The organism is Lentzea flava, from assembly GCF_014648475.1.
Classification (GTDB): domain Bacteria; phylum Actinomycetota; class Actinomycetes; order Mycobacteriales; family Pseudonocardiaceae; genus Lentzea; species Lentzea flava.
In genome coordinates, this window is sequence record NZ_BMRE01000001.1 from 354,610 (window position 1) to 380,411 (window position 25,802).

Annotated in this window: 26 protein-coding genes; 11 read left to right on the forward strand and 15 right to left on the reverse strand. The window is 71.1% G+C overall.

Annotated elements, in window-relative coordinates; all coding sequences use genetic code 11:
• Positions 1–34 precede the first annotated feature (34 nt).
• The gene (locus IEZ09_RS01775; protein ID WP_189251716.1) at positions 35–991 is read right to left on the reverse strand and encodes a LysR family transcriptional regulator; all 957 of its coding nucleotides are present in this window, start codon (positions 989–991) and stop codon (positions 35–37) included.
• Positions 992–1,076: 85 nt separating this feature from the next.
• Here IEZ09_RS01775 and IEZ09_RS01780 point away from each other — a divergent pair, with 85 nt between their 5' ends.
• The 6 genes from IEZ09_RS01780 to IEZ09_RS01805 are packed head-to-tail and all read left to right on the forward strand — an operon-like array spanning position 1,077 to position 7,039.
• The gene (locus IEZ09_RS01780) at positions 1,077–2,039 is read left to right on the forward strand and encodes a cyclase family protein (RefSeq protein ID WP_189251717.1); all 963 of its coding nucleotides are present in this window, start codon (positions 1,077–1,079) and stop codon (positions 2,037–2,039) included.
• Between the two features lie 23 nt (positions 2,040–2,062).
• The gene (locus IEZ09_RS01785; protein WP_189251718.1) at positions 2,063–3,187 is read left to right on the forward strand and encodes an FAD-dependent oxidoreductase; all 1,125 of its coding nucleotides are present in this window, start codon (positions 2,063–2,065) and stop codon (positions 3,185–3,187) included.
• A gap of 19 nt (positions 3,188–3,206) precedes the next feature.
• On the forward strand, positions 3,207–4,145 hold the full coding sequence (locus IEZ09_RS01790) for a VOC family protein (protein ID WP_189251719.1): 939 nt from the start codon (positions 3,207–3,209) through the stop codon (positions 4,143–4,145).
• 9 nt (positions 4,146–4,154) lie between these two features.
• Positions 4,155–5,111, forward strand: a complete 957-nt coding sequence (locus tag IEZ09_RS01795) for a fumarylacetoacetate hydrolase family protein (protein ID WP_189251720.1) — start codon at positions 4,155–4,157, stop codon at positions 5,109–5,111.
• The gene (locus IEZ09_RS01800) at positions 5,108–5,854 is read left to right on the forward strand and encodes an SDR family NAD(P)-dependent oxidoreductase (RefSeq protein ID WP_229812166.1); all 747 of its coding nucleotides are present in this window, start codon (positions 5,108–5,110) and stop codon (positions 5,852–5,854) included. The genes IEZ09_RS01795 and IEZ09_RS01800 overlap by 4 nt, the downstream gene beginning before the upstream one ends.
• A 21-nt stretch (positions 5,855–5,875) precedes the next feature.
• Positions 5,876–7,039 carry an alpha/beta hydrolase family protein gene (locus IEZ09_RS01805; RefSeq protein ID WP_189251721.1) on the forward strand — a complete coding sequence of 388 codons (1,164 nt, stop codon included), beginning with the start codon at positions 5,876–5,878 and terminating at the stop codon, positions 7,037–7,039.
• Here IEZ09_RS01805 and IEZ09_RS01810 read toward each other — a convergent pair.
• Positions 6,976–8,292, reverse strand: coding sequence for an MFS transporter (locus IEZ09_RS01810; protein WP_189251722.1), 1,317 nt, complete (start codon positions 8,290–8,292; stop codon positions 6,976–6,978). The two genes, IEZ09_RS01805 and IEZ09_RS01810, sit on opposite strands and share 64 nt — an antisense overlap.
• Before the next feature lie 77 nt (positions 8,293–8,369).
• Between IEZ09_RS01810 and IEZ09_RS01815 the strand changes: the two genes are divergently transcribed.
• The gene (locus IEZ09_RS01815) at positions 8,370–9,353 is read left to right on the forward strand and encodes an ArsR/SmtB family transcription factor (RefSeq protein ID WP_189251723.1); all 984 of its coding nucleotides are present in this window, start codon (positions 8,370–8,372) and stop codon (positions 9,351–9,353) included.
• 73 nt (positions 9,354–9,426) lie between these two features.
• Positions 9,427–10,092, forward strand: a complete 666-nt coding sequence (locus IEZ09_RS01820) for an NIPSNAP family protein (RefSeq protein WP_189251724.1) — start codon at positions 9,427–9,429, stop codon at positions 10,090–10,092.
• 19 nt (positions 10,093–10,111) lie between these two features.
• Here IEZ09_RS01820 and IEZ09_RS01825 read toward each other — a convergent pair whose 3' ends face one another.
• The gene (locus IEZ09_RS01825) at positions 10,112–10,948 is read right to left on the reverse strand and encodes an SDR family NAD(P)-dependent oxidoreductase (RefSeq protein ID WP_189251725.1); all 837 of its coding nucleotides are present in this window, start codon (positions 10,946–10,948) and stop codon (positions 10,112–10,114) included.
• Positions 10,949–11,018: 70 nt separating this feature from the next.
• On the opposite strand from IEZ09_RS01825, the gene IEZ09_RS01830 reads away from it, so the two are divergent.
• Entirely contained in the window at positions 11,019–11,456 is a 438-nt protein-coding gene (locus IEZ09_RS01830) for a MerR family transcriptional regulator (RefSeq protein WP_229812167.1), read from the forward strand.
• Positions 11,457–11,540: 84 nt separating this feature from the next.
• The gene (locus IEZ09_RS01835) at positions 11,541–12,299 is read left to right on the forward strand and encodes a FadR/GntR family transcriptional regulator (RefSeq protein WP_189251726.1); all 759 of its coding nucleotides are present in this window, start codon (positions 11,541–11,543) and stop codon (positions 12,297–12,299) included.
• Between the two features lie 19 nt (positions 12,300–12,318).
• Here the strand turns inward: IEZ09_RS01835 and IEZ09_RS01840 are convergent, their stop codons facing one another.
• Genes IEZ09_RS01840 through IEZ09_RS01885 form a run of 10 tightly spaced genes read right to left on the reverse strand, consistent with a single transcriptional unit; the run spans position 12,319 to position 22,729 of the window.
• Positions 12,319–12,573: a helix-turn-helix domain-containing protein gene (locus tag IEZ09_RS01840; RefSeq protein WP_189251727.1), complete on the reverse strand. Its 255-nt coding sequence runs from the start codon at positions 12,571–12,573 to the stop codon at positions 12,319–12,321.
• Complete coding sequence (locus IEZ09_RS01845) at positions 12,570–13,958, reverse strand: alkaline phosphatase family protein (RefSeq protein WP_189251728.1); 1,389 nt, start codon at positions 13,956–13,958, stop codon at positions 12,570–12,572. Before IEZ09_RS01845 ends, IEZ09_RS01840 begins: the two co-directional genes overlap by 4 nt.
• Positions 13,955–15,034, reverse strand: coding sequence for a metabolite traffic protein EboE (gene eboE, locus IEZ09_RS01850; RefSeq protein WP_189251729.1), 1,080 nt, complete (start codon positions 15,032–15,034; stop codon positions 13,955–13,957). The genes IEZ09_RS01845 and eboE overlap by 4 nt, the downstream gene beginning before the upstream one ends.
• Positions 15,031–15,885, reverse strand: a complete 855-nt coding sequence (locus tag IEZ09_RS01855) for a TatD family hydrolase (RefSeq protein ID WP_189251730.1) — start codon at positions 15,883–15,885, stop codon at positions 15,031–15,033. The genes eboE and IEZ09_RS01855 overlap by 4 nt, the downstream gene beginning before the upstream one ends.
• A complete protein-coding gene (locus IEZ09_RS01860) occupies positions 15,885–17,213 on the reverse strand; it encodes an EboA domain-containing protein (RefSeq protein ID WP_189251731.1) in 1,329 nt (442 codons plus the stop codon). Before IEZ09_RS01860 ends, IEZ09_RS01855 begins: the two co-directional genes overlap by 1 nt.
• Entirely contained in the window at positions 17,210–17,989 is a 780-nt protein-coding gene (locus IEZ09_RS01865) for an SCO3242 family prenyltransferase (RefSeq protein ID WP_189252184.1), read from the reverse strand. Before IEZ09_RS01865 ends, IEZ09_RS01860 begins: the two co-directional genes overlap by 4 nt.
• A 9-nt stretch (positions 17,990–17,998) precedes the next feature.
• Complete coding sequence (locus IEZ09_RS01870) at positions 17,999–19,189, reverse strand: substrate-binding domain-containing protein (protein WP_189251732.1); 1,191 nt, start codon at positions 19,187–19,189, stop codon at positions 17,999–18,001.
• Between the two features lie 41 nt (positions 19,190–19,230).
• Entirely contained in the window at positions 19,231–20,214 is a 984-nt protein-coding gene (locus IEZ09_RS01875; protein WP_189251733.1) for an ABC transporter permease, read from the reverse strand.
• Positions 20,211–21,200: an ABC transporter permease gene (locus IEZ09_RS01880; RefSeq protein ID WP_189252185.1), complete on the reverse strand. Its 990-nt coding sequence runs from the start codon at positions 21,198–21,200 to the stop codon at positions 20,211–20,213. Before IEZ09_RS01880 ends, IEZ09_RS01875 begins: the two co-directional genes overlap by 4 nt.
• Before the next feature lie 17 nt (positions 21,201–21,217).
• A complete protein-coding gene (locus IEZ09_RS01885) occupies positions 21,218–22,729 on the reverse strand; it encodes a sugar ABC transporter ATP-binding protein (protein WP_189251734.1) in 1,512 nt (503 codons plus the stop codon).
• Between the two features lie 121 nt (positions 22,730–22,850).
• On the opposite strand from IEZ09_RS01885, the gene IEZ09_RS01890 reads away from it, so the two are divergent.
• Positions 22,851–24,026, forward strand: coding sequence for an ROK family transcriptional regulator (locus tag IEZ09_RS01890; protein ID WP_189251735.1), 1,176 nt, complete (start codon positions 22,851–22,853; stop codon positions 24,024–24,026).
• Between the two features lie 66 nt (positions 24,027–24,092).
• Here IEZ09_RS01890 and IEZ09_RS01895 read toward each other — a convergent pair whose 3' ends face one another.
• Positions 24,093–25,070: a polyprenyl synthetase family protein gene (locus IEZ09_RS01895; RefSeq protein WP_189251736.1), complete on the reverse strand. Its 978-nt coding sequence runs from the start codon at positions 25,068–25,070 to the stop codon at positions 24,093–24,095.
• A complete protein-coding gene (locus IEZ09_RS01900) occupies positions 25,063–25,740 on the reverse strand; it encodes a hypothetical protein (protein WP_189251737.1) in 678 nt (225 codons plus the stop codon). The genes IEZ09_RS01895 and IEZ09_RS01900 overlap by 8 nt, the downstream gene beginning before the upstream one ends.
• Positions 25,741–25,802 lie beyond the last annotated feature (62 nt).

Sequence of the window (25,802 nt, forward strand, 5' to 3'; positions counted from 1 at the left end):
CCGAAGTGTCAGCAGCCGGGAACGGCCAGGGAAATCACTTCTGCCTAAGTGGACTATCAGTGCCGTCGATGTGGATCTCGTCGCCGGTCATCAGCGCGGCCGCGCGCACGAAAAGGTCGCGCAGGTAACGATGTTCGGGGTCGTCGTCGTGCATCGGGTGCCACCACATGGCCTCCACCAGCGGGCTGATCTCGACCGGGCACGGCAGCACCCGCACGCCGAGCTCGGCGGGGACGCGGTCCGCCAGGCGCCGCTGGAGCAACGCGACCCGGCCGGTGTCGCGGACCAGGCCCGGCACGGTCAGGAACGTCTCGGTGACCACCTGAATGCGCGGCTCGATCCCGTACATCCGCATCTGCCGCACGGCCGGCGTGTACGCGGTGGGCCCGTGGTAGGTGACCACCCACGGCATGGTCGCCAGCTGCTCGACGGTGAGCACGTCACCCACCTCGTCGTTGCCGGCTGCGACGACGCACGCCCACTCGTCGCGGTAGAGGTCGTGGTGGGGAAGGTCTTCGACGAACCCGTGCGGGATGATCATGAGATCGGAGTTGACCAGGGTCCTCGCGGCGTCGTCGACCAGGCTGGTCGTGTTGGAGATCATCCGCAGCCGGGCGCCCGGTGCCTCGTCCGCCAGCAGCCTCGCCACCGCCGTACCGAGGATCGCGACGGCGTAGTCGCTGATCAGCACGGAGAACTCACGGGTCGACGACGCGCGGTCGAAGTCCGGCTCGGCGGCGAAGACCCGCTCCGCACCGGAGAGCACCACCCGCACACGTTCCTTGAGCTGGATCGCGAGCGGGGTGAGCCGGTACTGGTTGCCCGCCCGCGTCAGCAGGTCGTCGTGGAAGTGCCGGCGCAGCCGGGCGAGCTGGGCCGACACCGCCGGCTGGCTGAGGCCCATCTGCTCGGCGGCACGGGTGACGCTGCGCTGCTGCAGCAGCGCGTCCAGCGCCACCAGCAGGTTCAGGTCCAGGCGCGCGAGGTTCACGCCCACAACGGTATCAACGGCAGTGATAGCCGACATCAGCGAATTCGGCTTCCCTGATGTGCACGCCGACCGCGATCGTCTGGTCATGGACCGGAACGATCCCGAGGGCGCGATCGCGGCGGCGGCGAAGCGGTGTTCCAACTGGGGCCGCTGGGGCGCCGACGACGTCCTGGGCACCCTGAACTTCCTCACCGACGCCAAGCGCAGGGAAGGCGCGGCGCTCGTCCGCAGGGGCGCGAGTTTCTCGCTGGCCCAACGATTCGACGCGAACGGCCCGCAGCGGGGCTGGCGGCGGCGCACCAACCCGGTGCACACCATGCTCGACACCGGTGTGGACGCCGAGCGCGGCACGCAGGGCTTCCCGCACGGCATCGGCGGCGCCGACGACGTGATCTTCATGCCGTTGCAGGCGTCGACGCAGTGGGACGGCCTCGGCCACATCTTCGACCACGGCCTCGCCTACAACGGCCGCCGCGCCGGTGACGTCGTGACCAGCGAGGGCGATCAGGTCACCGGGATCGAAACCACGGCCGGGCTGATCGCGGGCCGCGGCGTGCTGCTCGACGTCGGACGTGTGTCCGGTGTGGACGGTGAGCTGCCCGACGGCTTCGCCATCACCGCCGAGCACCTGGAAGCCGCGATCGCCGCGCACGGGCCCAGCGCACGGGTCGGCCGGGGTGACCTCGTGCTGGTCCGGACCGGACGGCTGACCAGGGCCAAGCGGGAGGGCTGGGGCGACTACGCGGGCGGCGACTCCCCCGGACTGTCGTTCACCACGCTGGACTGGTTGCACGGCACCGAGATCGCCGGGATCGCGACCGACACGTGGGGCCTCGAGGTGAGGCCGAACGAGTTCGACGGCGCCTTCCAGCCGCTGCACCAGGTGGCGATCCCGCACATCGGCCTGTTCCTGGGCGAGATGTGGGACCTCGACGCGCTCGCCGCGGACTGCGCGGCGGACGGCGTCCACGAGTTCTGGCTGACCGCCGCCCCGCTGCCGGTGACCGGCGCGGTCGGTGCCCCGGTCGCCCCCATCGCAGTCAAGTAGACCGCACGGACAAAGGAGTCCTCATGCCCGCGGTGAACAACGTGCTCGTGATCGGCGGTGGTCTCGCCGGAACGGCCACGGCGATCCAGCTCGCGCGCCACGGCGTGGCCGTCGATCTCATCGAGGCCAAGCCCGACGTCGCGGCCATCGGTTCCGGGATCACCTTGCAGGGCAACGCCTTGCGCGAGCTGCGCCGGCTCGGGATCTGGGACCGGGCCCGCCGGGCGGGGTACGCGTACGACAGCCTCGGTCTGCGCGCCCCGGACGGCACTCTGCTCGTGGAGTTGCCGGACGTGCGCAGCGGTGGCCCCGACCTGCCGGCGACGATGGGCATGCCCCGCCCGCTGCTGGCGCGGATTCTGCTGGACCAGGCAGCCGCGACCGGCGTGAAGACGCGTTTCGGGCTCACCGCGACCAGGCTGGAGCAGGACGGCACCGGGGTCGACGTCACCTTCACCGACGGTGCGACGACCCGCTACGACCTCGTGGTCGGCGCGGACGGCGTCCGTTCGGCGACCCGCCGGATGCTCGGCATCGCCGTGGAGCCGAGACCCACCGGCATGGGGATCTGGCGCGTGTTCGGCCCGCGCCCGGCGAGCGTGACCCGCTCCGATCTGTACTACGGCGGTCCGTGCTACCTCGCCGGGTACACCCCGACTGGCGAGGACTCGCTCTACGCCTACGTCGTCGAGAACGCGGCTGACCACAGTGGACTGTCGCAGGAGCAACGGCTGGCGCGGGTGTGCGAGCTCGCCTCTGCCTATCACGGACCGTGGGACGAGATCCGGTCCACGCTCACCGATCCGAGCCGGGTGAACTACACCCACTTCGAGACCCACCTGCTGCCGGCGCCGTGGCACCGCGGCCGGGTCGTGCTCATCGGCGACGCCGCCCACTCGTGCCCGCCCACCCTCGCGCAGGGCGGCGCTCAGGCACTGGAGGACGCCGGGGTGCTGGCCGAACTGCTGGTCGACGGTGACGCACTGGACGACGGCCTGTGGGACGCGTTCACCGCACGGCGCCACGACCGCGCCGCACAGGTCGTGGCGGCGTCGAACCAGCTCGCCCAGTGGCTCTTCGACCGCGAGCAGGGGGACGCGCCGGGTCTCATCCGCCGCATCACCGAGCTCGTGTCCCACCCCGCATGATCACCCTGGAGAAATCACCGTGACCGACCGCCTGATCACCCACCTGAGGCACGTCGATCTCGCCGTGCCCGACCTCGCCCGCCAGCAGGACTTCTTCACCGGTGCCTGGGGGCTCACCGCCGAGCACGGCGACACCGGCATCTCGTTCCTGGCCGCGGAAGGCTCACCGGAGCAGTACGTGGTCCGCCTGCGCCAGGCCGCCGACAAGCGCATCGACCTGATCGCCTTCGGTGCCGCGAGCCCCGCCGACGTCGACACCCTCGCCGCCCGACTCGCCGTCTCGGGCGTCACGCTCGTCAGCGAACCTGGAGTGCTGCAAACACCCGGCGGCGGCTACGGATTCCGGTTCTTCGACAACGAGGGCCGCACCATCGAGGTCAGCGCCGACGTCGCGATCCGCAAGCACCGCAAGGTCGAGGAGGGCGAGTCCATCCCGGTGCGACTGTCGCATGTGGTCGTCAACTCCGCGGATCCCGAGGGCACCGTCGCGTTCTACGAGCGCCACCTGGGCTTCCGCCTGTCCGACACGCTGATGCATCCGCGCATGGGCGAGATGATGTGGTTCCTGCGGGTGAACTCGTGGCACCACAGCATGGCCATCGCCCGCGGCCCGCACCCGTCGCTGCACCACGCGTCCTTCGAGCTGCGCGGCCTCGACGAGTACATGCGCGGCACCGGACGGCTGCTGCGGGCAGGGGTGGAGAAGATCTGGGGTCCCGGACGGCACCTGGCCGGCAACAACACCTTCAGCTACTTCCTCGACCCGCACGGCAACACCGTCGAGTACACGACCGAGCTCGAAGAGGTCGACGAGGACACCTGGCACCCGCACCTCTACGACTTCAGCCAGCCCGAGGTCTCCGACCAGTGGGGCACGGCCAACGCGATGAACGAGTTCGTCGCGCAGAAGTCGTTCAACGACCCCGACAAGGGCCTGTTCGTCGCCCCGCCCGTGTGAGGAATCCCGATGCGTTTCGCCACCTATGAGCTGGACGGCTCGGTGCACGCGGGCGTGGTCGCGGACAACGCCGTGCACGCCCTGCCCTCCGGCACCACCGTCCTCGACCTCGTCCGCGCCGGACTTCCGGCGGCACTGGCCGCCGGTGCCGCCGCGCTCACCGGTCCGTCCGCACCGCTGGACCGGGTCCGGCTCCTGCCACCGCTGGCACCGCCGACCGTCCGGGACTTCGTGGCGTTCGAGGAGCACGTGGAAGGCGTCGTCGCCAGCGTGTCCGGCGGTTCCGGAGTACCTGCGGAGTGGTACGAGGCGCCGACGTTCTACTTCACCAACCCCTACGCACTGATCGGCGCCCACGACGACGTTCCGATGCCTCCGGGCTCGCGACTGCTCGACTTCGAGCTCGAGGTGGCGGCGGTCGTCGGCCGCGACGGATCCTCGCTGACACCCGCACAGGCCCGTGACGCGATCTTCGGCTACACCGTGTTCAACGACTGGTCGGCCAGGGACCTGCAACGCCGCGAGATGAAGGTCGGCCTCGGCCCGGCCAAGGGCAAGGACTCCGCCACCACGCTCGGACCGTGGCTCGTGACGGCCGACGAACTCGCGCCGTTCCACGACGAGGACGGGTTTCTCGCGCTGGACATGCGGGTCTCGGTCAACGGCGCCGAGATCGGTCACGACCTGCTGTCGAACATGGGATGGCCCTTCGCGGACCTGGTCTCCTACGCCTCCCGCGGCACGTGGGTCCGCGCCGGCGACGTGCTCGGGTCCGGTACCTGCGGCAACGGCGGCTGTCTCGCCGAACTGTGGGGCAGGCGCGGTGAGCAGGACCCGCCGGCGCTGCGGCCGGGTGACGTCGTCGAGATGACCGTCGAGGGCATCGGGACCATCCGCAACCGGGTCGTCGCGGGGATCGACCTGCCGCCGGTCCGCGCCGCCCGTTCCCGGACGCGTGCCCGGTGACGGGCCGGGTGGCCGGGAAGGTCGTGCTCGTCACCGGGGCAGGTCGTGGAATCGGTGCGGCGGTGGCACGTCTGCTCGTCGAGGAGGGCGCCGAGGTGATCGGCGTCGACCTCGGCACCTCCGACGAAGAGTCCGATGTGGACTTTCACCGGCTCGACGTCACCGAGCAGGACGGCTGGTCCGGCTTGGCCGCCCACGTCGCCCGGCGGTACGGGCGGATCGATGGCCTGGTCACCAGTGCGGGCATCACCCTGCGGCCGCGGCTGGGCGACCTCGACCCGGCGGACCTCGCCCGCGTCCACGCGATCAACGTCGGCGGCGTGCTGCTGGCCGTCCAGTCCGTGCTGCCGTTGATGAGCGCCGGCGGCTCGATCGTCACCCTCGGCTCGGCGGCGGCGCTGACCGGGCACTACCCGCTCGCCTACACCACCAGCAAGTGGGCCGTGCGAGGACTGACGAAGAGCGCCTGCCTGGAGCTCGGTGCTCGCGGTATCCGCGTGAACGCCGTGCATCCCGGCTACATCGAGACACCCATGACCGCGTCGGCGTCCCCGGCGTTCCGCGACGCGAACATCGCCGAAACACCGCTCGGCCGCACCGGATCCGCCGACGAGGTCGCGCCGCTGGTGGTGTTCCTGATCAGCGACGACGCCTCCTTCATCACCGGCGCGGAGATCCCCGTCGACGGCGGTCTGACCGCCCACGGCGGTGTGAAGTCGATCAGTGACGCCCTCCGCCCCTGAACCCGCACGAAAGGATCGACCGTGTTCGAGTACTTCCCCGGCAACTACGTGTGGAACCTGAGCGTCGTGGCCACGCTCAACAGCGGCGGCCTGATCGACGAGGTGGATCGCGCCTGCCGGCCGATTCGCGAGGCCGCCGGGCGCGGTGAGGACGCGGGCACCGCCGAGTTCCTCCAGGCGTGGACCCAGCTCGCCGACACCCTCGTCGGCCAGGCGGAGGCAGCCGAGAAAGCAGGCCGGACCCGCAACGCCGGCCGCCTCTACGCACGGGCGACGAACTACCTGGTGCAGGCCGAACGCATGCAGAGCGCCTCCTCCCCCGACCGCATCGCCACCTACGAGCGATGCCTCGACCTCATGCAGAAGTCCTTCGCCCTGGCGGATCCCCGCACCAGCCGGGTCTCCGTTCCCTACGGGGACACGACATTGCCCGCGTACTTCACCAAAGCACCCGCGGCCGACCACGCCCCGGCGCCGGTGATGATCATGTGGAACGGCCTGGACAGCACGAAGGAGCACATCTACCTGTCCGGGATCTCCGACGAGTTCGCCGCGCGCGGCATCTCGACGCTCATGGTCGACACCCCCGGCTCCGGCGAAGCGCTGCGCCTGGGCGGCCTGACGTCACGGATCGAGACGGAGAAGTGGGCCGCCGCGTGCGTCGACCACCTGGAGACCCGCGACGACGTCGACCCGCGGCGCATCGGCCTAGCCGGGTGGTCGCTCGGCGGGTACTACGCCCCACGAGCGGCCGCGTTCGAGAAGCGCCTGGCGCTCGTCGTGGCCTGGGGCGCCAACCACGACTGGGGCGCGGTGCAGCGCCGCCGCGTCGAACGCGAGGGCGAGCGCCCGGTCCCCCACTACTGGGAGCACGTCCTGTGGGTGTGGGGTTTCGACGACCTCGACTCCTTCCTCACCTACGCCGACGACGTGCGCCTCGACGGAGTCGTGGAGAAGATCACCGTGCCGTTCCTGATCTGCCACGGCGAGAACGACCGGCAGATCCCTCTCGCCTACGCGCACCGCTCCTACGACCAGGCGGTCAACAGCCCCAAGCGCGAGCTGCGGATCTTCACCGCCGCCGAGGGCGGCGCGGAGCACATCGGACTGGACCACCTGCCTCACGTCCGGGACTTCGTCGCCGACTGGGTCGAGGAGACCTTCGCGAGTTCGCCTTCGGCCTGAGGGGCGTCGATCGGGTGACGCATGGTCCGCATCGGTGAGAAGTAGATCGGCAACCACACCAGGGCCAGGCCGACGGCGCCGGCCCAGAGTGCTGCCCGAGGACTCGCCAGTTCGCCGAGCAGCCCGGCCAACGCGGCGCCGACCGACAGCGCGCCGGTGAGCAGGAACCGGAACGTGGCGTTCATCCGGCCGAGGAGGTGTGGCGGGGTTGCCGCCTGCCGGAAGCTGACCTTGATGACGTTGTCGATGCCCACCTTGACCGTGGTGATGAACCACGACATCGCGGCGAGCCACAGAAGTGCGCCGTGGCCGACGAACGGCAGGAGGAAGCCGACGGGCGCTACGCAGAGACCGGCCAGCCACAGCGTGGCGCCGTGGCCGAGCCGGGCGGCTGTGCGCTGAGCGGACAGCGACCCGACCAGTGCACCGGCACCGCCGACCGCGAGGAAGAGCCCGAGTGCCGTGGCGGACAGCCCGAGTTCGCCCACGAACACCACCGGGAGCATCGTGGTGATCATGACGATCGAGATGTTGGTGCACGCCCCGGCCACGAGAAAGGCGCGCAGCACCGGGTTGCCGAACACGAACCGGATCCCGTCCGCGATCTCGCGCCGGATCCCGGCTTCGCCGTCGCGTCGTGCCGGCGGTCCGGCGACCCGGACGAAGGCGAGGCAGGCGGCGGACCCGAGGTAGCTCACCGCGTCCACCAGGACGGCCAGCGGTCCGCCGAACAGCCCGACGGCGTAGCCGCCGATGCTCCTGCCGCCGATGTCGTTGACCGCCGCCATGCCGGCCAGGCTGGAATTCGCGCTCATCAGGGCCGGTCGGCCGACCACGTGCGGCAGGAAGCTCATCGTCGCGACGTCGAAGAACACGGTGGCCATACCCGACGCGACCGTGACCACGTACAGCTGCGGGAGTGTCAGCACGCCCAGCCACCAGCTGATCGGCAGGGACAGCAGCAGGACGGCGCGAACGAGATCGGCGCTGATCATCAACCCGCGGTGGGGCAGCCGGTCGACCCACGCACCCGCCGGCAGCCCGACGAGCAGGAAGGACACGGTGCTCAGCACACCGAGCAGACCCACCTCGCCGGGCGAGGCCCCGAGCACGGCGACGGCGGTGAGCGGCACGGCGAGCTGACCGACCGAGGTGCCGAACCTGCTGACCGCGGCGGCACCGAAGAGCAGCAGGAAGGCGCGGTTGCCGCGCAACCCGCCCGGGGACGGCCTGGTGAGGCGCTGGATCGTCATGCCGCAGACCATGCCGACCCGGCACCGCGGACTTCGAGTAATTTAGCGACAGCTAAATCGAGTCCGGGGGCTTGCGCATGATCGAGCTGGAGCTCACCGCCAAGGACCTGGCACACACCAGGTTCGCGTTCTCACCGTTGTGGGAGGTCGTGGCGAGCGTCTGGGTGCTCAACGGTGGCGGAGCACAAGACCTGCACCGGCCGTGGCGGGCCGGCGCCCTGGCCGCACTGGACTCGGCACGGCTCGACTGGCGGCTGCTCTCGGACCTGGTGCCGGTGCCGACCACGGTGATCCCGGGCTTCGTCTGCCCGCCACCGACCACCCCCGTGCCCGACCTGAGCGTGGAACTCGCGGCCGTGCGCGCCACCCCGCCCGAACGGGTGCGCGCCGACCTCGACGCCATGCCCCGGCCGGCCACCGGCCGCGTGACCGAACTGCACCGCGACCCACGAGCCGGTCTCGACCGGCTCGCCGAGATCATCGAGGCGTACTGGGACCTGGCGCTCGCGCCGTACTGGCCACGTGTCCTGCGTCTGCTCGAAGGTGACGTCCTCTACCGCGCGCGACGTCTGACCGAGGGCGGCACGAACCGGCTCTTCGCCGACCTGGACCCCAATGTGAGCTGGGACGCCCCGGCACTGCGACTCGCGCATCGCAGCGTCTCCGGCCGTCGATCACTCGGCGGGCGTGGCCTTCTGCTGGTGCCGTCGGTGTTCGTCTGGCCACGGATCTTCTCGGTGACAACGCCGCACCAGCAGCCCACCCTGCGCTACCCACCACGCGGCATCGCCACCCTGTGGGAGCAGCGCAAGACCAGCGTGCCCTCAGCACTCGGCGCCGTGATGGGACGGTCCCGGGCCCTCCTCCTGGCCGAACTGGCCTCTCCCGCCACGACCACCGACCTCGCCCACCGCACCGGCCTCACGCCGGGAGCCGTCTCCCAGCACCTGACCGCGATGCGCGCGGCCGGCCTCGTGGACGCCCACCGAACCGGCCGCTTCGTGCTCTACGCCAGAACCACGGTCGCCGAGTCCCTGCTCCACGCCGCAGCGAACCGCTGACCGGCCGGTGTTGGTGCAGGGAATCCACTCGAACGTCCAGTGCCGATCACCACCGCTGCCATAAGCTCGGAAAATGACGGAAGTTGTCGAACTTCGGCAGTACACGCTGCACCCCGGCCAGCGGGACGTGCTCATCGAACTCTTCGACCGCGAGTTCGTGGAGAGCCAGGAGGCCGAGGGCATGCGGATCCTCGGACAGTTCCGCGACCTCGACGAGCCGGACCACTTCGTGTGGATGCGCAGTTTTCGCGACATGCCGACGCGGGCCGAGGCGCTCACCGCCTTCTACACCGGGCCCGCGTGGAAGGCGAACAGCGCCGCCGCCAACGCCACCATGATCGCCGTGGACAACGTGTTGCTGCTGCGCCCGACCGGGCCCGGTGCCGCGTTCCACCTCGACGAGGCCGTGCGGGACACGCCCGCCGGCTCGTTGGTAGTGGCCACGATCAGCCACCTGCCCGAGCCCCCGGACGAAGACCGGCTGAGGTTCTTCGACAGCACGGTGCTGCCGCTGGTGGAGAAGGCCGGTGGCACGCCCCTCGCGCTGCTGCAGACGGAGTACGCCGAGAACAACTTCCCCCAGCTGCCGGTGCGCACGGGCGAGCACGTCGTGCTCTACCTCGCTTCCTTCCCCGGCGAGCAGGAACTCTCCCGGCACGTGGAGCTGACCCAGGACGTGCTGCCCGGCACCGTTGAACGGCTGCGGCTGTCGCCGACCGACCGCTCGATGCTGCGGTGAAGTGGTGATCACCTAGCCCTCAGCGGGCGAGTGCGGAGTGCTGACGGCTCTTGCGGGTCGCCGCCGCGCGGAAGTACTTCCCGGCCAGCCGGGTGACCGTCCGGGTCGGCAGCACGCGGTCGAACAGGAACGCCTGGACGGCGTTGACCCGGCCGTCGACGACTGCGGGGGCACGGCCTCGCAGTGCCCTCATGACGGTGTCCGCGACCTGCTCAGGTCTGCGCTTGCCGACACCGCGACCAGGATTCATCGGTGTCTCGACGGCGCCGGGGCTCACCGCCACCACGCGGACCCCGGTGCCCCAGGTCTCAAACCAGAGAGCGCGGGTGAAGGAGAGCACGAACGCCTTCGATGCCGCGTACGCGGCGTTGTAGGGCGCCGGTGCGTACGCGGCGGTGCTGGCGATGTTCACGATCGCGCCTCGGCCGCGGGCCACCATGCCGGGCAGGAAGTACGCGCTCACCTGTGCCACCGACGCGGCGTTCAGATCGATCAGCGCTCGCATCGTCTCCGGGTCGGCTTCGGCCACCGGCCCGACAGCGGCCACGGCGGCGTTGTTGACCAGGATCTCGACCTCGACACCCGCGTCCCTCACGAGCTCGGCCAGCCGGGCCGATGCGTCGGGCAGCGACAGGTCCAGGCGCACGACGAGTACGTCGATGCCGTGTTCGGCCCGCAGCCGTTGCGCCGCGACCTCCAGGCGTTCCGCGTCCCGCGCCACCAGGACCAGGTGCGTCCCCTGTGCGGCCAGCCGTTGCGCGATCGCGGCCCCGATGCCCGTGCCGGCCCCGGTGACCAGCGCGGTGCCCTGGCCGAGAGTGCGCTGCCCACGCGGTCTTGCTTTGTTCGCCGTCATGACCGCCACGCTAAACTTTCACATTGACGTCAATGTCAAGTCCGTCGCGGCAGGGAGAAGAGGCAGCGGCATGCGCATCGGAGAGCTCGCCAAGGCCACCGGGGTCAGCACGCGTTCGCTGCGGTACTACGAGGAGCAGGGCCTGTTGCGGGCTGAACGGCTCGCCAACGGCTACCGCCAATACGACGAGCGGGCGGTGCGCCAGGTCGCGTTCATCCAGGACCTCTACCAGGCCGGGCTTCCCTCCGAGGTCATCCGCGACATCATTCCGTGCACCGGGCAGAAGCCGCCCCAGGACGAGGGTGAGTGCGCCGCGCTCGTCGATCGCGTCCGGCAGGTTCGCGACCAGCTGGCCCACCAGGAGCGGCAGCTCGCCGAGCGACGCGAGATGCTCGAGCGCTATCTTTCCGGCGCCGCGGCCCCGGCCGGCTTCGCCGCTGCGTTACCGGCCACCAGCACCTGTTCCGACACGGCGCGCGCAACGGAAACCGGTGCGCGGCAGAGCTGAAACGGCCTTTGGTTCCTCGTTCGATGGATCGCCCTGCTCGTCCGAGGCGTCTGTACCCTCCTTGACAGAAGCAAAGTCGTACTCATGACGAGGAGTCCCCCGGTGGACGCTGATGCCGCTTACGCACCGCCAGCCTCCTACCGGCCGGGGTACGAGCTGGTGGCGGAGCGGATCCTGCAGCTGATCGCGGAGCTGGAGCTGCGTCCCGGCGATCGCATGCCGACCGAGAACGAGCTCGCCGGGCGGATGGGGACCAGCCGGACCGTGGTGCGGGAGGCGGTGAAGATCCTTTCGGCGCTCGGCAGAGTGCGTGCGCACAAGGGGCGCGGGCTCTACGTCGCCGACGACGACGGCATGCTGGGTTCGTCCCGGTGGGGTGGCTCCTTCATGCCCACCGACCTCGACCACGTCTACATGCTCTTCGAGTTCCGCCGGGTGCAGGAGACCGCGGCCGCCAGGATCGCGGCCACCCGCGCGACGCCCGCCGAGCTGCGCGCCATCGAGGTCGCCGCCGAGCTGTGCCGGGAAGGGCACGTCAGCGGGCAGGCGGCGTTGTTCGACCGCGGCGACGACGACTTCCACCTGGCCGTCGCGGCCGCCTCGCACAACCAGTTCCTCGTCGCTGCGGTGCGCGAGGCCCGCCGGTTGCAGCGGCAGTCCAACGTCATCGGGCTGAACGGCGCGGTCGGCAGTCACACCGCGGAGGCGGTCCAGGAGCACGCCGCGATCTACCGGGCCATCCGCGACGGGGACGAGGACGCCGCTGCCGCGGCCGCCGCCGTGCACGTGGACAGGACCCTCGAGGACTACCGGCGGGAGATCCAGCGCCGCGTGTTCGGGTGACCGTCCACTCAGGACTGTCTCAACCCGGGCGGAGCCACTCCAGCTCGGCGGCGAGCACGCCGAGCTGGAACCGCGACTGAACGCCGAGGAGCGCTTGCAGGCGGGCGATGCGCCGGTGCAGGGTGCGCAGGCTGACGCCGAGTTCGCGGGCGATCGCGCGGTCGGTCGCGCCCGTTCGCATGAGCCTCAGCAGGCGCTGGGTCGCCGCCGTGGGTTCCTTGCCCACGACCACCGAGTAGTCGCAGTTCGGGTGTGCCATGGTGACTTCGGTCATCGGCTGAACTCCTCCGCGGGAATCCCCTGCAGTTCCAGCAGGAGTGTGCGGACGTCGGTCGCGCTGATCCGGCCGGTGCGCTCGACCGACCGCGGTGCCACCGGATCCGAGCACAACAGCACCGGCCCGTCCGCCGCCCGGTCGGGCAGCCTGCCGTGCGTGCCGCGCACGCACGAAGGGTCCAGCGGCACGACGTTCATCGTGTATCTCAGCCCGAGCTTCTTGCGGACGAGGTTCACCCCGGCCTTGGCCTTGACGAGCGGGTCGGCCGGGTCGAAGAACAGTTCCGCGGGGTCGTAGCCGGGTTTGCGGTGGATGTCCACACCACGGGCGAAGTCCGGTGCGCGGTGGTCATCGGTCCAGTAGTAGTAGGTGAACCACGCGTCCGGCTCGGCCACCGCCACCAGTTCACCGGACCGCTCGTGGTCCAGCCCGACGGACGCCTGCGCGTTCCGGTCGTACAGCACGTCGACGCCGGGAAGGTCCGCGAGGACCGCCCTCGTCCTCTGGACGTCGGCCGGGTCGGCGACGTACACGTGCGCGATCTGGTGGTCGGCCACCGCGAACGCCCGCGACGTCCACGGATCCAGGTACTCCATGCCCGCCTGTGTGTAGACCTCCAACAGGCCTGCCGCTCGCAACGCCCGGTTGATGTCGACCGGGCGGCGTGCGTCGGTGATGCCGTACTCCGACAACGCCACGACGGTCGCGTCCGACGCCTCTGCCAGCAGAGGCGCCAGCGCCAGGTCCACGTCTGCCGCCGCCTTGACCGCCTGCGGTGAAGACGGTCCGAACCGCTGCAGGTCGTAGTCCAGGTGTGGCACGTAGACCAGCAACAGGTCGGGCCGCTGCTCGGCGAGGACCTTCCGTGCGGCGCCGATGATCCACTCGCTCGACGCCAGTGCCGCTGTGGGCCCCCAGTACTGGAAGAGCGGGAACTCGCCCAGGGCTCCGGTGAGCTCGTCGTGCAGACCGGGCGGGCGGACGTAGCAGTCCGGCGACTTGCGCCCGTCCGCGTGATAGATCGGCCGCGGGGTCACGGTGATGTCGGTCGAGGCGCCCATCGCGTACCACCAGCAGATGTTGGCCGCGGTGTAGCCCGGATGGGCACGACGTGCGGTCTCCCAGAGCTTCTCCCCGCCGACGAGGCGGTTGTGCTGACGCCACAGGTGGATCTCGCCCAGGTCGCGGAAGTACCAGCCGTTGCCGACGATCCCGTGCTGGGCCGGGGTGAGGCCGGTGAGCAGCGTGGCCTGCGCGCTGCACGTCACGGCGGGCAGCACCGTGCCCAGTTCGGCCTGCCAGCCCAGCCGCGAGAGATTGGGCATGTGTGCCAGGAGCGCCGGGGTCATGCCGACGACGTTGAGGACCACCAACGGTTTCACACCGCCACCCCCGTCCGCAGGTGCTGCGCCGCCCAGCGCAGTTCCGCCGCGATGCCGTCGGCGAGGTCGCCCGCACCGGGCAGCACGGTCCAGGTGTAGGTCTCCACTTCGACGTGGGTGCCGGGGTCCACCGCCGCCACCGCGGCAACGAGCACGTCGGTGGTCGACGTGAGCGGTGCGGGCGGAACGGCGTGCAGCGGCACGTGGAAGTGCACCCGCCACGGGTGCTCGGCGGGCAGGGTCTCCAACGCCTCCGGCAGGTCGTCCGCCGCCAGCACACCGCCGGGGGTGTTCTCCCGGACCTGGTGCAGGTAGCGGGGTTCGCTGTACCCGGCGATCGCCCTCCTGCCCGCCGCGGTGCCGGGTTCCGCCACCTCCAGTGCCGCCGACGCCTGCACCTTGACCACGTCCAGCCCCGCCGCGCGGATCGACGCGACCGTCTCGGCCGGATCGGCGAACGACACCGCGAGGTGACAGGTGTCCAGGCAGATCCCGATGTACTCGGGATCGACCCGGCCGGCCAGCCACCCAACCGTGTCGGCGACGGTGTCCAGCACACAGCCCGGCTCCGGCTCGACGGCCAGTCTGATCGGCCTGCCGTGCCGGCGCAGGGACGGGGTGAGCTCGGCGAGAGCGTCCGCGGCCCGGTCGTCGTCGCGGCCCGTCCACGGCTCCCGCCAGGCCAGCGGCAGGGTCGAGATGCTGCCGTAGGACGCGGAATCGGGCAGCAGGTCGGCCAGCACGTTCGCACAGTCCACTGTGTACTGAAGGCGGCGCGGGTCGGTCCACGTCGGGAAGTACACCGCGTGCTTGACCACCTCGTCGTGGAAGTCGCCGTACGGGAACGCGTTGAGCGTCGAGACCGTCAGCCCTCTGCTCGCGAGCTCGGCGCGGAAGTGCTGCCGTGCGGTGCCGTCCTCCGCGAGTCCTCGTGCGACGGGCGCGGGGAGCCACAGCCCCAACGGGAGCGTGTCCGCCTCCAGCGCCTCGCGCACCCGGACCGCGTACCGGTCGAGCTGGGCGAGGATGCCCGCGAGGTCGGGCGCCGGGTGGACGTTGGTGCAGTAGGCGATCACCGTTCACCCCGCAGCACCGAGCTGCCGGTGGCCGCGTCGACCGCACCCGCCGCCACCGGTTCGAGCTCCAGCCTGCCGCTCTGGCCGTAGAACTCCACCGGGTTGCGCCACAGCACCGTGTCCACATCGGACTCGCCGAACCCGGCGTCCAGCATCGCCAGCCCGGTCTTGCGGGTCTTCAGCGGATCGGACCGGCCCCAGTCGGCGGCGGAGTTGACCAGCATCCGCTCGGTGCCGTACTCGGCGAGCAGCGCCACCATCCGCGTCTCGTCCATCTTGGTGTCCGGGTAGACGGAGAAGCCCATCCAGCACCCCGCGTCCGCCACCATCTTCACGGTGGTCTCGTTGAGGTGGTCGACCAGGACGCGGTGCGGCGCCAGGCCCGACTCGCGGACCACGTCCAGCGTCCGCTTCGTGCCCTCCTGCTTGTCCCGGTGCGGTGTGTGCACGAGGACCGGCAGGTCGTGCCGCAACGCCAGTTCGAGCTGGCGCGCGAACGCGTCGTCCTCCTCCGGCGTCATCGAGTCGTACCCGACCTCGCCGACCGCGACCACGCCGTCCTTGACCAGGTAGCGCGGCAGCACGTCCAGCACCTCGCTGCACCGCGGATCGTTGGCCTCCTTGGGGTTCAGGGCGAGCGCGCAGTGGTGTGCGATCCCGAACTGGGCGGCGCGGAACCGCTCCCACCCGAGCAGGCTGTCGAAGTAGTCGACGAACGACCCGACGTTCGTCCGCGGCTGCCCGAGCCAGAACGCGGGCTCGACCAGCGCTCGCACGCCCGCGTCGCGCATGGCCTCGTAGTCGTCGGTGGTGCGGGACGTCATGTGGATGTGCGGGTCGAAGATGCGCATCACGAAGCCTTTCCGAGCAGGGCGAGAGCGTCGGCGGGCACCGGACGGCCGGCCGCGCGGCGTTCGTCGGCGAACGCGGCCACCATGCGCAGCAGCTCCGCGTCCGAGTGCCGGTCGAGACCGTCGACCGCGGTCAGCGGAATGCCCATGAACAGGCACTTGAGCACGCCGTGCCGCCACGCGTGCCTGCCGAGGTGCCGGGTGGCGAACGGGCCGAGTGCCGCCGCGACCAGGTCGGTCTCGTTGCTGCGCAAGGCGTCCTCGACCAACGCGACCCCGGCGGCCGGAGCCCGGTCGCCCACCTCGGCGAGCCCGCACAGGACACCTCGCCGTTCCGCGGAGGTGCCGTACCGGTAGAGCCTCGTGAGACCGTCGGCCGGATCGTCGGCCACGTCGGCGAACGCGGTGAGCAGGCGGACCCGTGCGGCGTCCTGGCCGGCTCCCACCGCCCGTCCCGCCGCGGGGAAGAGGGTGTCGATCGCGGCGGGATCGGCGCGGACCGCCCGTTCCGCGTCGGCCAGCCACTGCGCCGCGCGCAGCGCTCGCAGTGCCCGCGCCGCCACGTCCGGCGCGGCGTGGCTGTGCCGGGGCAGCTCCACCGCGGCGACGCCGGTGTAGCCGATGCCGGTCAGCGCGGCGAGCGTGGCGGGCAGGTCCAGCTGTCCCTCACCGAACTCCAGGTGCTCGTGCACGCCCGGCAGCATGTCGTCGAGCTGCACGTTGACGAGCAGCTCGCCCGCCTGCCTGATGCACGCCGCCGCGTCCTGCGGCTCGACCGCAACGCAGTGCCCGACGTCGAGGGTGATCCGCAACAGGTCCGGGTTCCCGAGCTCGGTCCGCAGCCGCAGGGCCTGGTCCAGCCGTTCCACGACCATGCCCGGCTCCGGCTCCAGTCCTAGCGGGACGGACGGCCCGGTCTCCAGCACCGCGGCGACGCCCGACTTCAGGTGGTCCCAGGCATCTGGCGACCCCACGCCTGACCAGAACGACACGCAGTCCGCACCGAGGTCCGCCGCGATCTGCTTGGCGCGCACCAGGAAATCGACCCGCACCTCCTGGTCCTCGCTGACCAGCGTCGGGTGGTGCTTGCGGCGCGGGTCGAGCAGGTACCGCGCGCCGGTCTCGACCACGACGCGCAATCCCAGTTCCTGAAGGCGCGTCGCGACCTGCTCGGTCTGTTTGCCGACGTCGTCGGCGAACGGGTCCAGGTGGTGGTGATCGAGGGTGAGCGCGACCGCCGTGTAGCCGAGATCGGCGATCACGGCCAGCGCGTCGTCGAGCCGGTGGTTGGCGAACCCGTTGGTGCCGTAGCCGAGGTGGAACGTCATGTGGGACTCACCTTCCTGCTCAGCGCCTGGGCGAGCGGCAGCACCAGCGGCAGCGCGGCGCCGTGCTCGGCCAGCGCGGACTGGAGCAGCACCATGCCGTGGATGCCTTCCTTCGTGGCGGCGCGGACCGACTCGGCGGACGGCTGCCGGACCACCCGCCACTGGGCCCGTCCCACCGTCACCGCGTAGCTCAGCGCCGCCGCGATCCCGGTGACCCGCCGGGTGGAGACGCCGGCCGCCACCGCCGTCAGCACCGTGCCCGACAGCACCGCTTTGGCCGTGCGAGGGGACGTGCCGTGCACCTCACCCCGCGACAGCACGGTCAGCCCCAGGGTGTGCGCGGCCATCAGCCCGGCGGGCAGCACGGCCCGCCCACCCAGCAGGACGTCGAGCGCCCGGCACGCGGCCATCGCGAACGGTCCGGCGGGCGTGGCCTTCAGCACGGTGTCGTAGGCCCACACCGCCGCGGCGAGCGGCAGTGCGTTGCGACCGGCCGCCGCGGCGAGGCCGACGCCGAGGGCGGTGAGCCCGGCCGCGGTGGCCAGGGCCGCGTCCGGGCTGATCCGGCCGGACGGGATCGGCCGTTCCGGCCGTTCGACCGCGTCCAGGTCGCGGTCGGCCCAGTCGTTGAGCGCCATTCCCGCCCAGTACAGCGACACGGACGCCAGCGGAAGCAACAAACCCTTGCCCCGCAACGGTTTCCCCGCGCCGACCAGCGTGTCCCCCAGCACCGTGAGCGCCGCGGGTGCCCGAACGAGGTCCACGTACGCCTTCATCATCCCGGGCTACTTCCAGGACGCCGGGTAACCGGGCATGCCCTCGCAACCGCACATGGCGTAGTGCAGCGGTGGCATGTCCTGCTTGATGAAGTCCTTCAGGGTGTCCTGGGTGACCTTCGGCTGCGGCAGCACCCATTCGCGCGGCACCTGCTTGCCGCCGAGGACGCGCAGGGCGGCGATGATCGGGGTGCGCCACTGGTAGGTCGGATAGGTCGGGGCGACCGCGGTCATCTTCTCGTCGGCCCACATCCGCAGGAAGTCCTGCTGGTCCTCCCCCACGAACGGCGGAATCGCCGCGCCCGCGTCCTGGAACGCCTCCACGGCCGCGACCGCGGTGGCGCCCGCGTCCATCCAGACGCCGTCGATCTTGCCTTCGCGCTGGATGTACTCGTTGACGATGCTCTTGGTCTTGGCCGCGTCCCCGTTGGTGAACTCGACGCCGACGACCTTCACCTGGCTGCCGGAGAAGATCTGGTCGGCGGCCGCCCAGCGCTGTTCCAGGACGTCCACTCCCGGCAGGATGCGCAGCGCGAGGACCTTGCCGCCCGGCTTCACCTTGTCCTTGAGGAACTCCGCGCCGTCCGCGCCGAACGCGAACCCGCCGATCGGGTGGATGAACGTCACCGGGCAGCTGGTCTTGACGCCGCGGTCGAAGACGATCACGGGCACGCCCGTCGCGCAGGCGGCCTCGACGGCCGGGGTGAGCGTGGCGGTCGTGTTCGGTGAGACGATCAGCACGCTGCAGCCCTGGGAGGCGAGCGACTGGATGTCGCTGATCTGCTTGTCGTCCTTGGCCTCCGCGTCCAGCACGGTGAACTTGGTGATCTCCGGGTGCAGCTTCACCTCCTCCTTCATGGTCTTGAACCCGACCTGCCGCCACGGGTTGTCCACCGAGGCGTTGGAGAAGCAGAGGTGGTAGCCGCCGCCAGCGGGCTTGGCGTACTTGGCCGTGTCGACCAGTTGCGGTTCGAGCGCCTGCTCCCAGGGCTTCGCGGCACCGTCCTGCGAGTCCAGCCCGACCGCCTTCGCGGTGCGGAACCGCAGCTGGCGCTCGAACTCGGTCTGGTCGAAGAACTCCGACTTCGCCTTCGCGGACTCCGACGTGCCGCCGGGGGCCTGGGCGGCGGGAAGGTCGCTGGAACAGCCGGCCAGTGTGAGAGCGCCCGCCAAGGCCGCGGCGGACCATTTCCTGTTCATGAGCTGCTCCTCGGCTTCGTCGACGGGGTACAGGCGGGTTTTCAGGCGGTGTCGGGAACGGGCCGGCGCAGCATCTGCCGGAGACCGGCTCCGTGAGCGGCGTAGGCCACGGCCGCGATGATGATCACGCCCTGCACGGCGGACTCCAGTGCGCCGGAGACACCGAGCAGGTTCAACAGGGAGAAGAGCGCTTCGAGCGACAACGCGCCCGCGGCCGCCGCGACCACCGAACCGCGGCCACCGCCGAGCAGAGCGCCGCCGAGCACCACCGCGGTGATGGCACGGAACTCCAGGCCCTCACCGACCTGCGCCGACACCCCCGCGAACCCGGCGAGCAGGATCGCGGCGACCGACGCGAGCAGCGCCGACAGCACGAACGCGAGCAGGCGCAGCCGATCCACCCGGCCGCCCGCGAGCCGGACCACGTTCTCGTTGTCCCCCACCGCGAGCAGCAGGCGTCCGGTTCCGCTGCGCATGAACCACACCGCCGCGACGACCACGACCAGCAGCACGATCACCGACCACGGCACCTGGCCGAGGACCGGAAGGTCGGCACTGCCCCGGCCGAGGACGCGGAACGACGGGGACAGCGCACCGCGCGGTGCTCCGCCCGACCACAGGAAAACCGCGCCGTCGAGCACCAGCAGCATCCCCAGCGTCACGATGAACGACGGCACCAGCAGTTTCGTCGTGATCAGCCCGTTGACCAGGCCGACGAGGACTCCGCAGCCCAGCAGCAGCGCGATCACCCACCCGGTGTTCGCGTCGTCACCGTCGACCAGCCGGGCGGCGACGACCACCTCGGCCGTGACCAGCGAGCCGACCGAGAGGTCGAAACCACCGGACACGATCACGAAGTACTGCCCGACGGCCAGCACCACGAGCGGTGCCGCACGTTTGAGCAGCGCGAGGTAGCCCGCGGGCTCGGCGTACGCGGGACCGGCGAACGCCAGTGCCACCAACAGGATCAGCAGCACGACCAGCACGGGGCCGGTGCCGTCCGCCAGACGCAGCCGCGCTCTCATGCCGATCTCCCGGCGGTCCTGCGGCGGGCGTACAGCGCCACCGCCACGATGAGCACGACGCCGCGCACGACGTCCTTGAAGAAGGAGTCCAGCCCGAGGTCGTCGAAGATCGTGTCCAATGTGGACAGGATCAGCACGCCACCGATCGTGCCGGCCACACCGCCGCGACCACCCGCCAGCGCCGTGCCGCCGAGCACGACGGCGGCGATCGACTCCAGGTCGTATCCGGCGTCGGTGCCGACGTACGGGGCGCCCGACCCCAGCCGCCCGGCCAGGAACACCCCGGCGAGCCCGGCCATGACCGCGCACAGCACGTGCGCGGTGACGATCGTCCGCCCGGTGCGCACGCCGGAAAGCCTTGCCACGTCGACATCCCCACCCACCGCGTACATGTGGTAGCCGGTGCGGGTGCGCCGCAGGTACCACCACGCCGCCGCCGCGAGCAGCAACATCAGCAGCGCCGCCACCGGAACCGGCCCGATCCGGTCGTAGCCGATGTGCTGGAACGCGCGCGGCACGCTGCCCGCCGGGCCGGTGTAGTTGTGCTCCAGGTAGCCGCGCAGCACCAGCGCGACGCCCAGGGTGGCGATGAACGCGTTGGCCTTCAGCACGGTGATCACCAGTCCGTTGACCAGCCCGACCACCGCCGCGACCACCAGCGCCGCCAGCACACCGGGCACGATCATCGCCGTACTGCCCGCCATCGTCTCGGCGGCCACCAGTGAGCACAGGCCGATCAGGTAGGCCACCGACAGGTCGAGGGAACCGGTGACGATCACCAGGGTCTGCCCGATCGCGACCAGTCCGAGCACCGTGCCGCGCGTGAGGATGTTGAGAATGCCGCCGTGATCGAGGAGCACGCCTCCGTGGACGCCCACCAGCACGCTGCCGACCACCAGCAGCACCGCCAGCGCGAGGTACACGACCAGAACCGGGGTGATCACGAACGTCCTCGTCCGCGGCGGCGCCTCGCTGCGCCGGCGGATCTGTTCGCGCACGGCGCTCACGCCGCTGCCCCGTGCCCGGTGGCCAGTGCCATCACGGTTTCCTCGTCGGCACCGGCCGGAAGTTCGCCCGCCAGCGCGCCTTCGTGCATGACGAGAATCCGGTCGCTCATGCCGATCAGCTCCGGCAGCTCCGAGGAGATCATGAGGATCGCCATGCCGTCGTCCGCCAGCCCGCGCAACAACCGGTACAGGGCCTGCTTCGCGCCGACGTCGACACCACGGGTCGGTTCGTCCACGATCAGCACGCGCGGCCGGACGGCGAGCCACTTGCCCAGCACGACTTTCTGCTGGTTGCCACCGGAGAGGTAGCGCACCTCCTGATGCGGGCCGCGCGCGACGACACCGACCTCGCCGAGCAGTCGCGTCAGATCGGCGGCCTGACGAGCCACCGCGCCCCGGCACGCCGCACGGCGGACCAGCAGGGCGTTGTCCCGCACCGACTGCCGCAGCGCCAGTCCTTCGCCCTTGCGGTCCTCGGTGACGTACCCGATGCCCTTGCGGACGGCCGTGCGCGGACCGGTGACGCGGGTGGGCACGCCGTCGAGTTCCACGGTGCCGGTCGTGAACGGCTCGACGCCCCAGATCGCCCGCGCGATCGCGGAACGACCGGAGCCCTGCAACCCGGCGAGGCCCACGATCTCCCCGGCCCGCACGTCGAACGTCAGGTTCCGCACCCGCTCGTTCCCCGCTCCCCGCAACGCGATCCGCACCGCACCGGGGACGCCGGTGCGTTCGGGATACAGCGTTTCCAGCGGACGGCCGACCATGTGCCGCACGACCTGATCGGTGTCCAGATCGGCGGTCGGCGCACAGGTGACGAACGCACCGTCCTTCAGCACCGTGATCCGTGAGCTGAGGTCGAACACCTCACGCATCCGGTGCGACACGTAGAGAATCGCGATCCCGCGATCCCGAAGCCTGCGCACCAGGCCGTACAGCAGCTCGACCTCGTTGTCCGCCAACGCCGCTGTCGGCTCGTCCATCGCGAGGACCCTGGCGTCCGCCGACAGCGCCTTGACGATCTCCACGACCTGCTTGCGTGCCACGGAAAGCCGGGCCACCTCGGTGCCGGGCTCGATGCCGTCCTCGCCCAGCCAGTCGAGCAGCCGCCGGGTGTCCGCCTCCAGCGCGCGCCGGTCCACCTGACCGCGCCGCACCGGTTCCCGGCCCAGGAAGACGTTCTCGGCCACCGTGCGGTGCTCCAGCAGCGTGAACTCCTGGTGGATGATCGCGATGCCCGCCGCCTGCGCGTCGCGCGGCGAGGCGAACGTGACCTCCTCGTCCCGCACCACGATCCGGCCGGAGTCCGGCCGGTGGACCCCGGCCAGCACCTTCAGCAGCGTCGACTTGCCCGCGCCGTTCTCCCCCACCAGCGCGTGCACCTCACCCGCGTGCAGCGACAGATCGACGCCGCGCAGCACCGGTACGCCGAAGAAGCTCTTCTCGATGCCCTCCAGGCGCACAACCGGGTCGTCTTCCACCCCCGGTGTTCCGTGGGTCACAGCCATGAGGCGAACGTAGGGTGACTATTGGCGACTGTCAATCAAAAGTTGGCGCTTCTCTGCCAAAGTGCACATGTCTTACGGATGAACATCACCATTACTCGGTGTTCCCTGGTTCACTGGGCCCGTGCCGGACGTACCTTGGGCTCCTGCGGCTTCTCCCGGGCAGCTGCTGCGGCTGCTGCTCGACGGAGTGCCGCGCACACGTGCCGAACTGGCGAGCCAGACAGGCCTGACCCGTGCCGCGGTCCGAACCAGGCTGGACGCACTGCAGGACGCGGGGTTCCTCACCGACCGCGGCATCAGGGTGTCGACCGGCGGCAGACCCGCCGGGCGGCTGGCGTTCAACGCGGGCGCCCGTTCCGTCCTCGCCGCCGATGTCGGCGCGACACACGCGACCGTCGCCGTCACGGACCTCGCCGGCGGCCCGTTGGCCATCCGGCGGCTCGACCTGGACATCGCCGACGGGCCGGAACCGGTACTGGCCTGCCTGGCCCAGACCTGGCGGGAACTGGTCAAGGACGCCGGCGTGTCGTCGGTGTCGCTGGCCGGTGTCGGCATCGGCCTGCCCGGCCCGGTCGAACACTCGTCGGGCAGGCCCAACCACCCGCCGATCATGCCCGCCTGGGACGGCTTCGACGTGCCGGCGCACGTCCGCGCCGAGTTCGACGTGCCGGTGCTGGTGGACAACGAGGTCAACCTGATGGCGCTGGGCGAGCACGCGCACTCGTTCCCCGGCACCGACCACATGATCGTCGTGAAGGTGGCGACCGGGATCGGCTCGGGTTTCATCAGCAACGGCGTCCTGCACCGCGGCGCGGTCGGCGCGGCGGGCGACCTCGGCCACATCCGGGCACCGGGCAGCGACGACGCCCCCTGCAGCTGCGGCAACACCGGATGCCTTGAGGCCGTCGCGAGCGGCTCCGCGATCGCGGCCCGGCTGCGCGCCAAGGGGGTGGAGGCCCACACGAGCGCCGACGTCGTCGCCCTGATCCGCGCGGGCAACGTCGAGGCCGGTCAGGCGATCCGGCAGGCGGGCCGCACCATCGGCGAGGTGCTCGCCGCCTGCGTCAGCATGGTCAACCCCTCACTGATCGTCGTCGGCGGCGACCTCGCCGCCGCGGGTGAGATGCTGCTGGCCGGGGTGCGGGAGGCGGTCTACCGCCGTTCGCTGCCGCTCGCCACGGAGAACCTGCGCATCGTGCCGTCCCGTGCGGGCGAGGTGGCTGGTGTGCTCGGGGCGGCGGCCATGGTGGTCCACCACGTCCTGTCGCCCAGCATCGTGGACCAGCAGCTGGGCTAGCTCCCAGCTCGGGATGAAGGGCTCCTTCATCCACCTGAGGTCGATGAAGGAGCCCTTCATCCCGGTTCAGCGGTCCCTGCTCGTGACCAGGCGGGCCAGGCCGCGCAGGTCCAGGGCGGCGGCCGGATGTGGGTCCGCTCGGTCCAGGCAGGCGAACGCCAGGCGCACGCGGCGGTCCGCCTCGGCCTCCGCCCACGACCGGCCGCCCGCTTCCGCGACGAGCTCGGCGATCTCGTCCGCACCGCCGCCGTCGAGGTAGATCCGTGCGAGCTTGCGCCCCGCCGGCGTGTCCGAGGCGAGTGCGGCCACGACCGGCAGGGTTCTCCGGCGGGCCCGGATGTCGGAGTGGGCCGGTTTGCCGGTCCTCGCCGGGTCGCCCCAGATGCCGAGGACGTCGTCGACGAGCTGGAAAGCGATGCCGAGGTGCACCCCGAACCACCGGCAGTGATCAGCGGCTGCGGGGTCGGCTCCGGCCGCGAGCGCGCCGAGGCGGCAGGCCGCCCCCAGCAGGGCACCGGTCTTGCGCGCCGCGGTGGTGAGGCACTGCTCGACGTCCACCGGAGTCTCGGCCGCGACGTCGGCGGACTGGCCTTCGCACAGGTCGACCAGCACGTCGGCGAGCACCCCGGTCAACGACGGCGGAACCCGTCGCATCGCGAGTCCCACCAAGGCATCTCCCGCGAGGATCGCCGCCGTGGTCCCGAACACCGCCCAGGCCGAGGGCCGGTGCCGCCGCGTTTCGTCGCCGTCCATGACGTCGTCGTGCAGGAGCGTGAAGTCGTGGATCAGCTCCACCGCCGTCGCGGCCGCGAGCACGTCCGGCGACGGTGGCCCGTCGGCGAACGCGCGGGCGCAGGCCAGGGTGAGCGCGGGCCGCAGTGCCTTGCCGCCCGGCGGCGACGGTCTGCCTTCCGCGTCCCACCAGCCGATGTGGTAGCCGGCGACGCGACGCAGCGCAGGGCCGAGCTCGTCGACGCTGGCGCGGTGCACGGGCTCGATCAGCGTGCGCGCGCCGACCAGGAGGCGGGCGACGTGATCAGCCATTGCCGTCGGGTGCGATCACGCCGGGGACGCCACCGGTGGAGAGCTGAACGTGCACGTGTCCCCTGTCGGCCTCGATGTTGATCACGTCGAGCTGGACCGCGGCCACCGACCACGTACGCAGGGCCAGCGTGCGCTGCTCACCCGCGAGCGCCACCAGGTTGCTCCTGACCGGCTCTGCCACGCTCAGCGCCGTCTCGAAGCCCTTGACCGCGGCGGCGAGCTGTTGCACGGCCGTGCGCAGGCCGGAACGGGCGACGTTGATGCCGTTGCCCGCGGAAGGCGACTGCTCGTACGACTTTTCCGCCGCGGCGACGACGTCCCGCCACCCGGTCACCGCGTCGGACGTGAGCGGCGACTTCGGTGCCGACCCGTCGACGGGAGCCGCCTGCGCCATCGCCGCGAGCACCGGGGCCAGGCGGTCCCTGGTGTCCTTGGCCTGGTCGGTCAGCGGTCCGAGCTGCGCGGCGTCGCGGGCGGCGTCCTCGCGTTCCAGTTCCGCGATCCGCCGCTGGGTCGCGTCCGGCCCGTTCCCCGAGGTGATCAGGAAGGCGACCGCCAGCCCCAGCAGGAAAGCGGTGAGGAAACCGGCCCACACCCGCCCTTTCGCCTTGGGCGGCGGAGTGGTCCAGGCGGCGGCCTTGGTCGCGCGTGACCGGACGGTCCTGCTCATCGTTCCTCCTCGACCACGATTCCGGGAAAACCGGTCAGCGGCCCCGCAAGGCCGCTGACCGG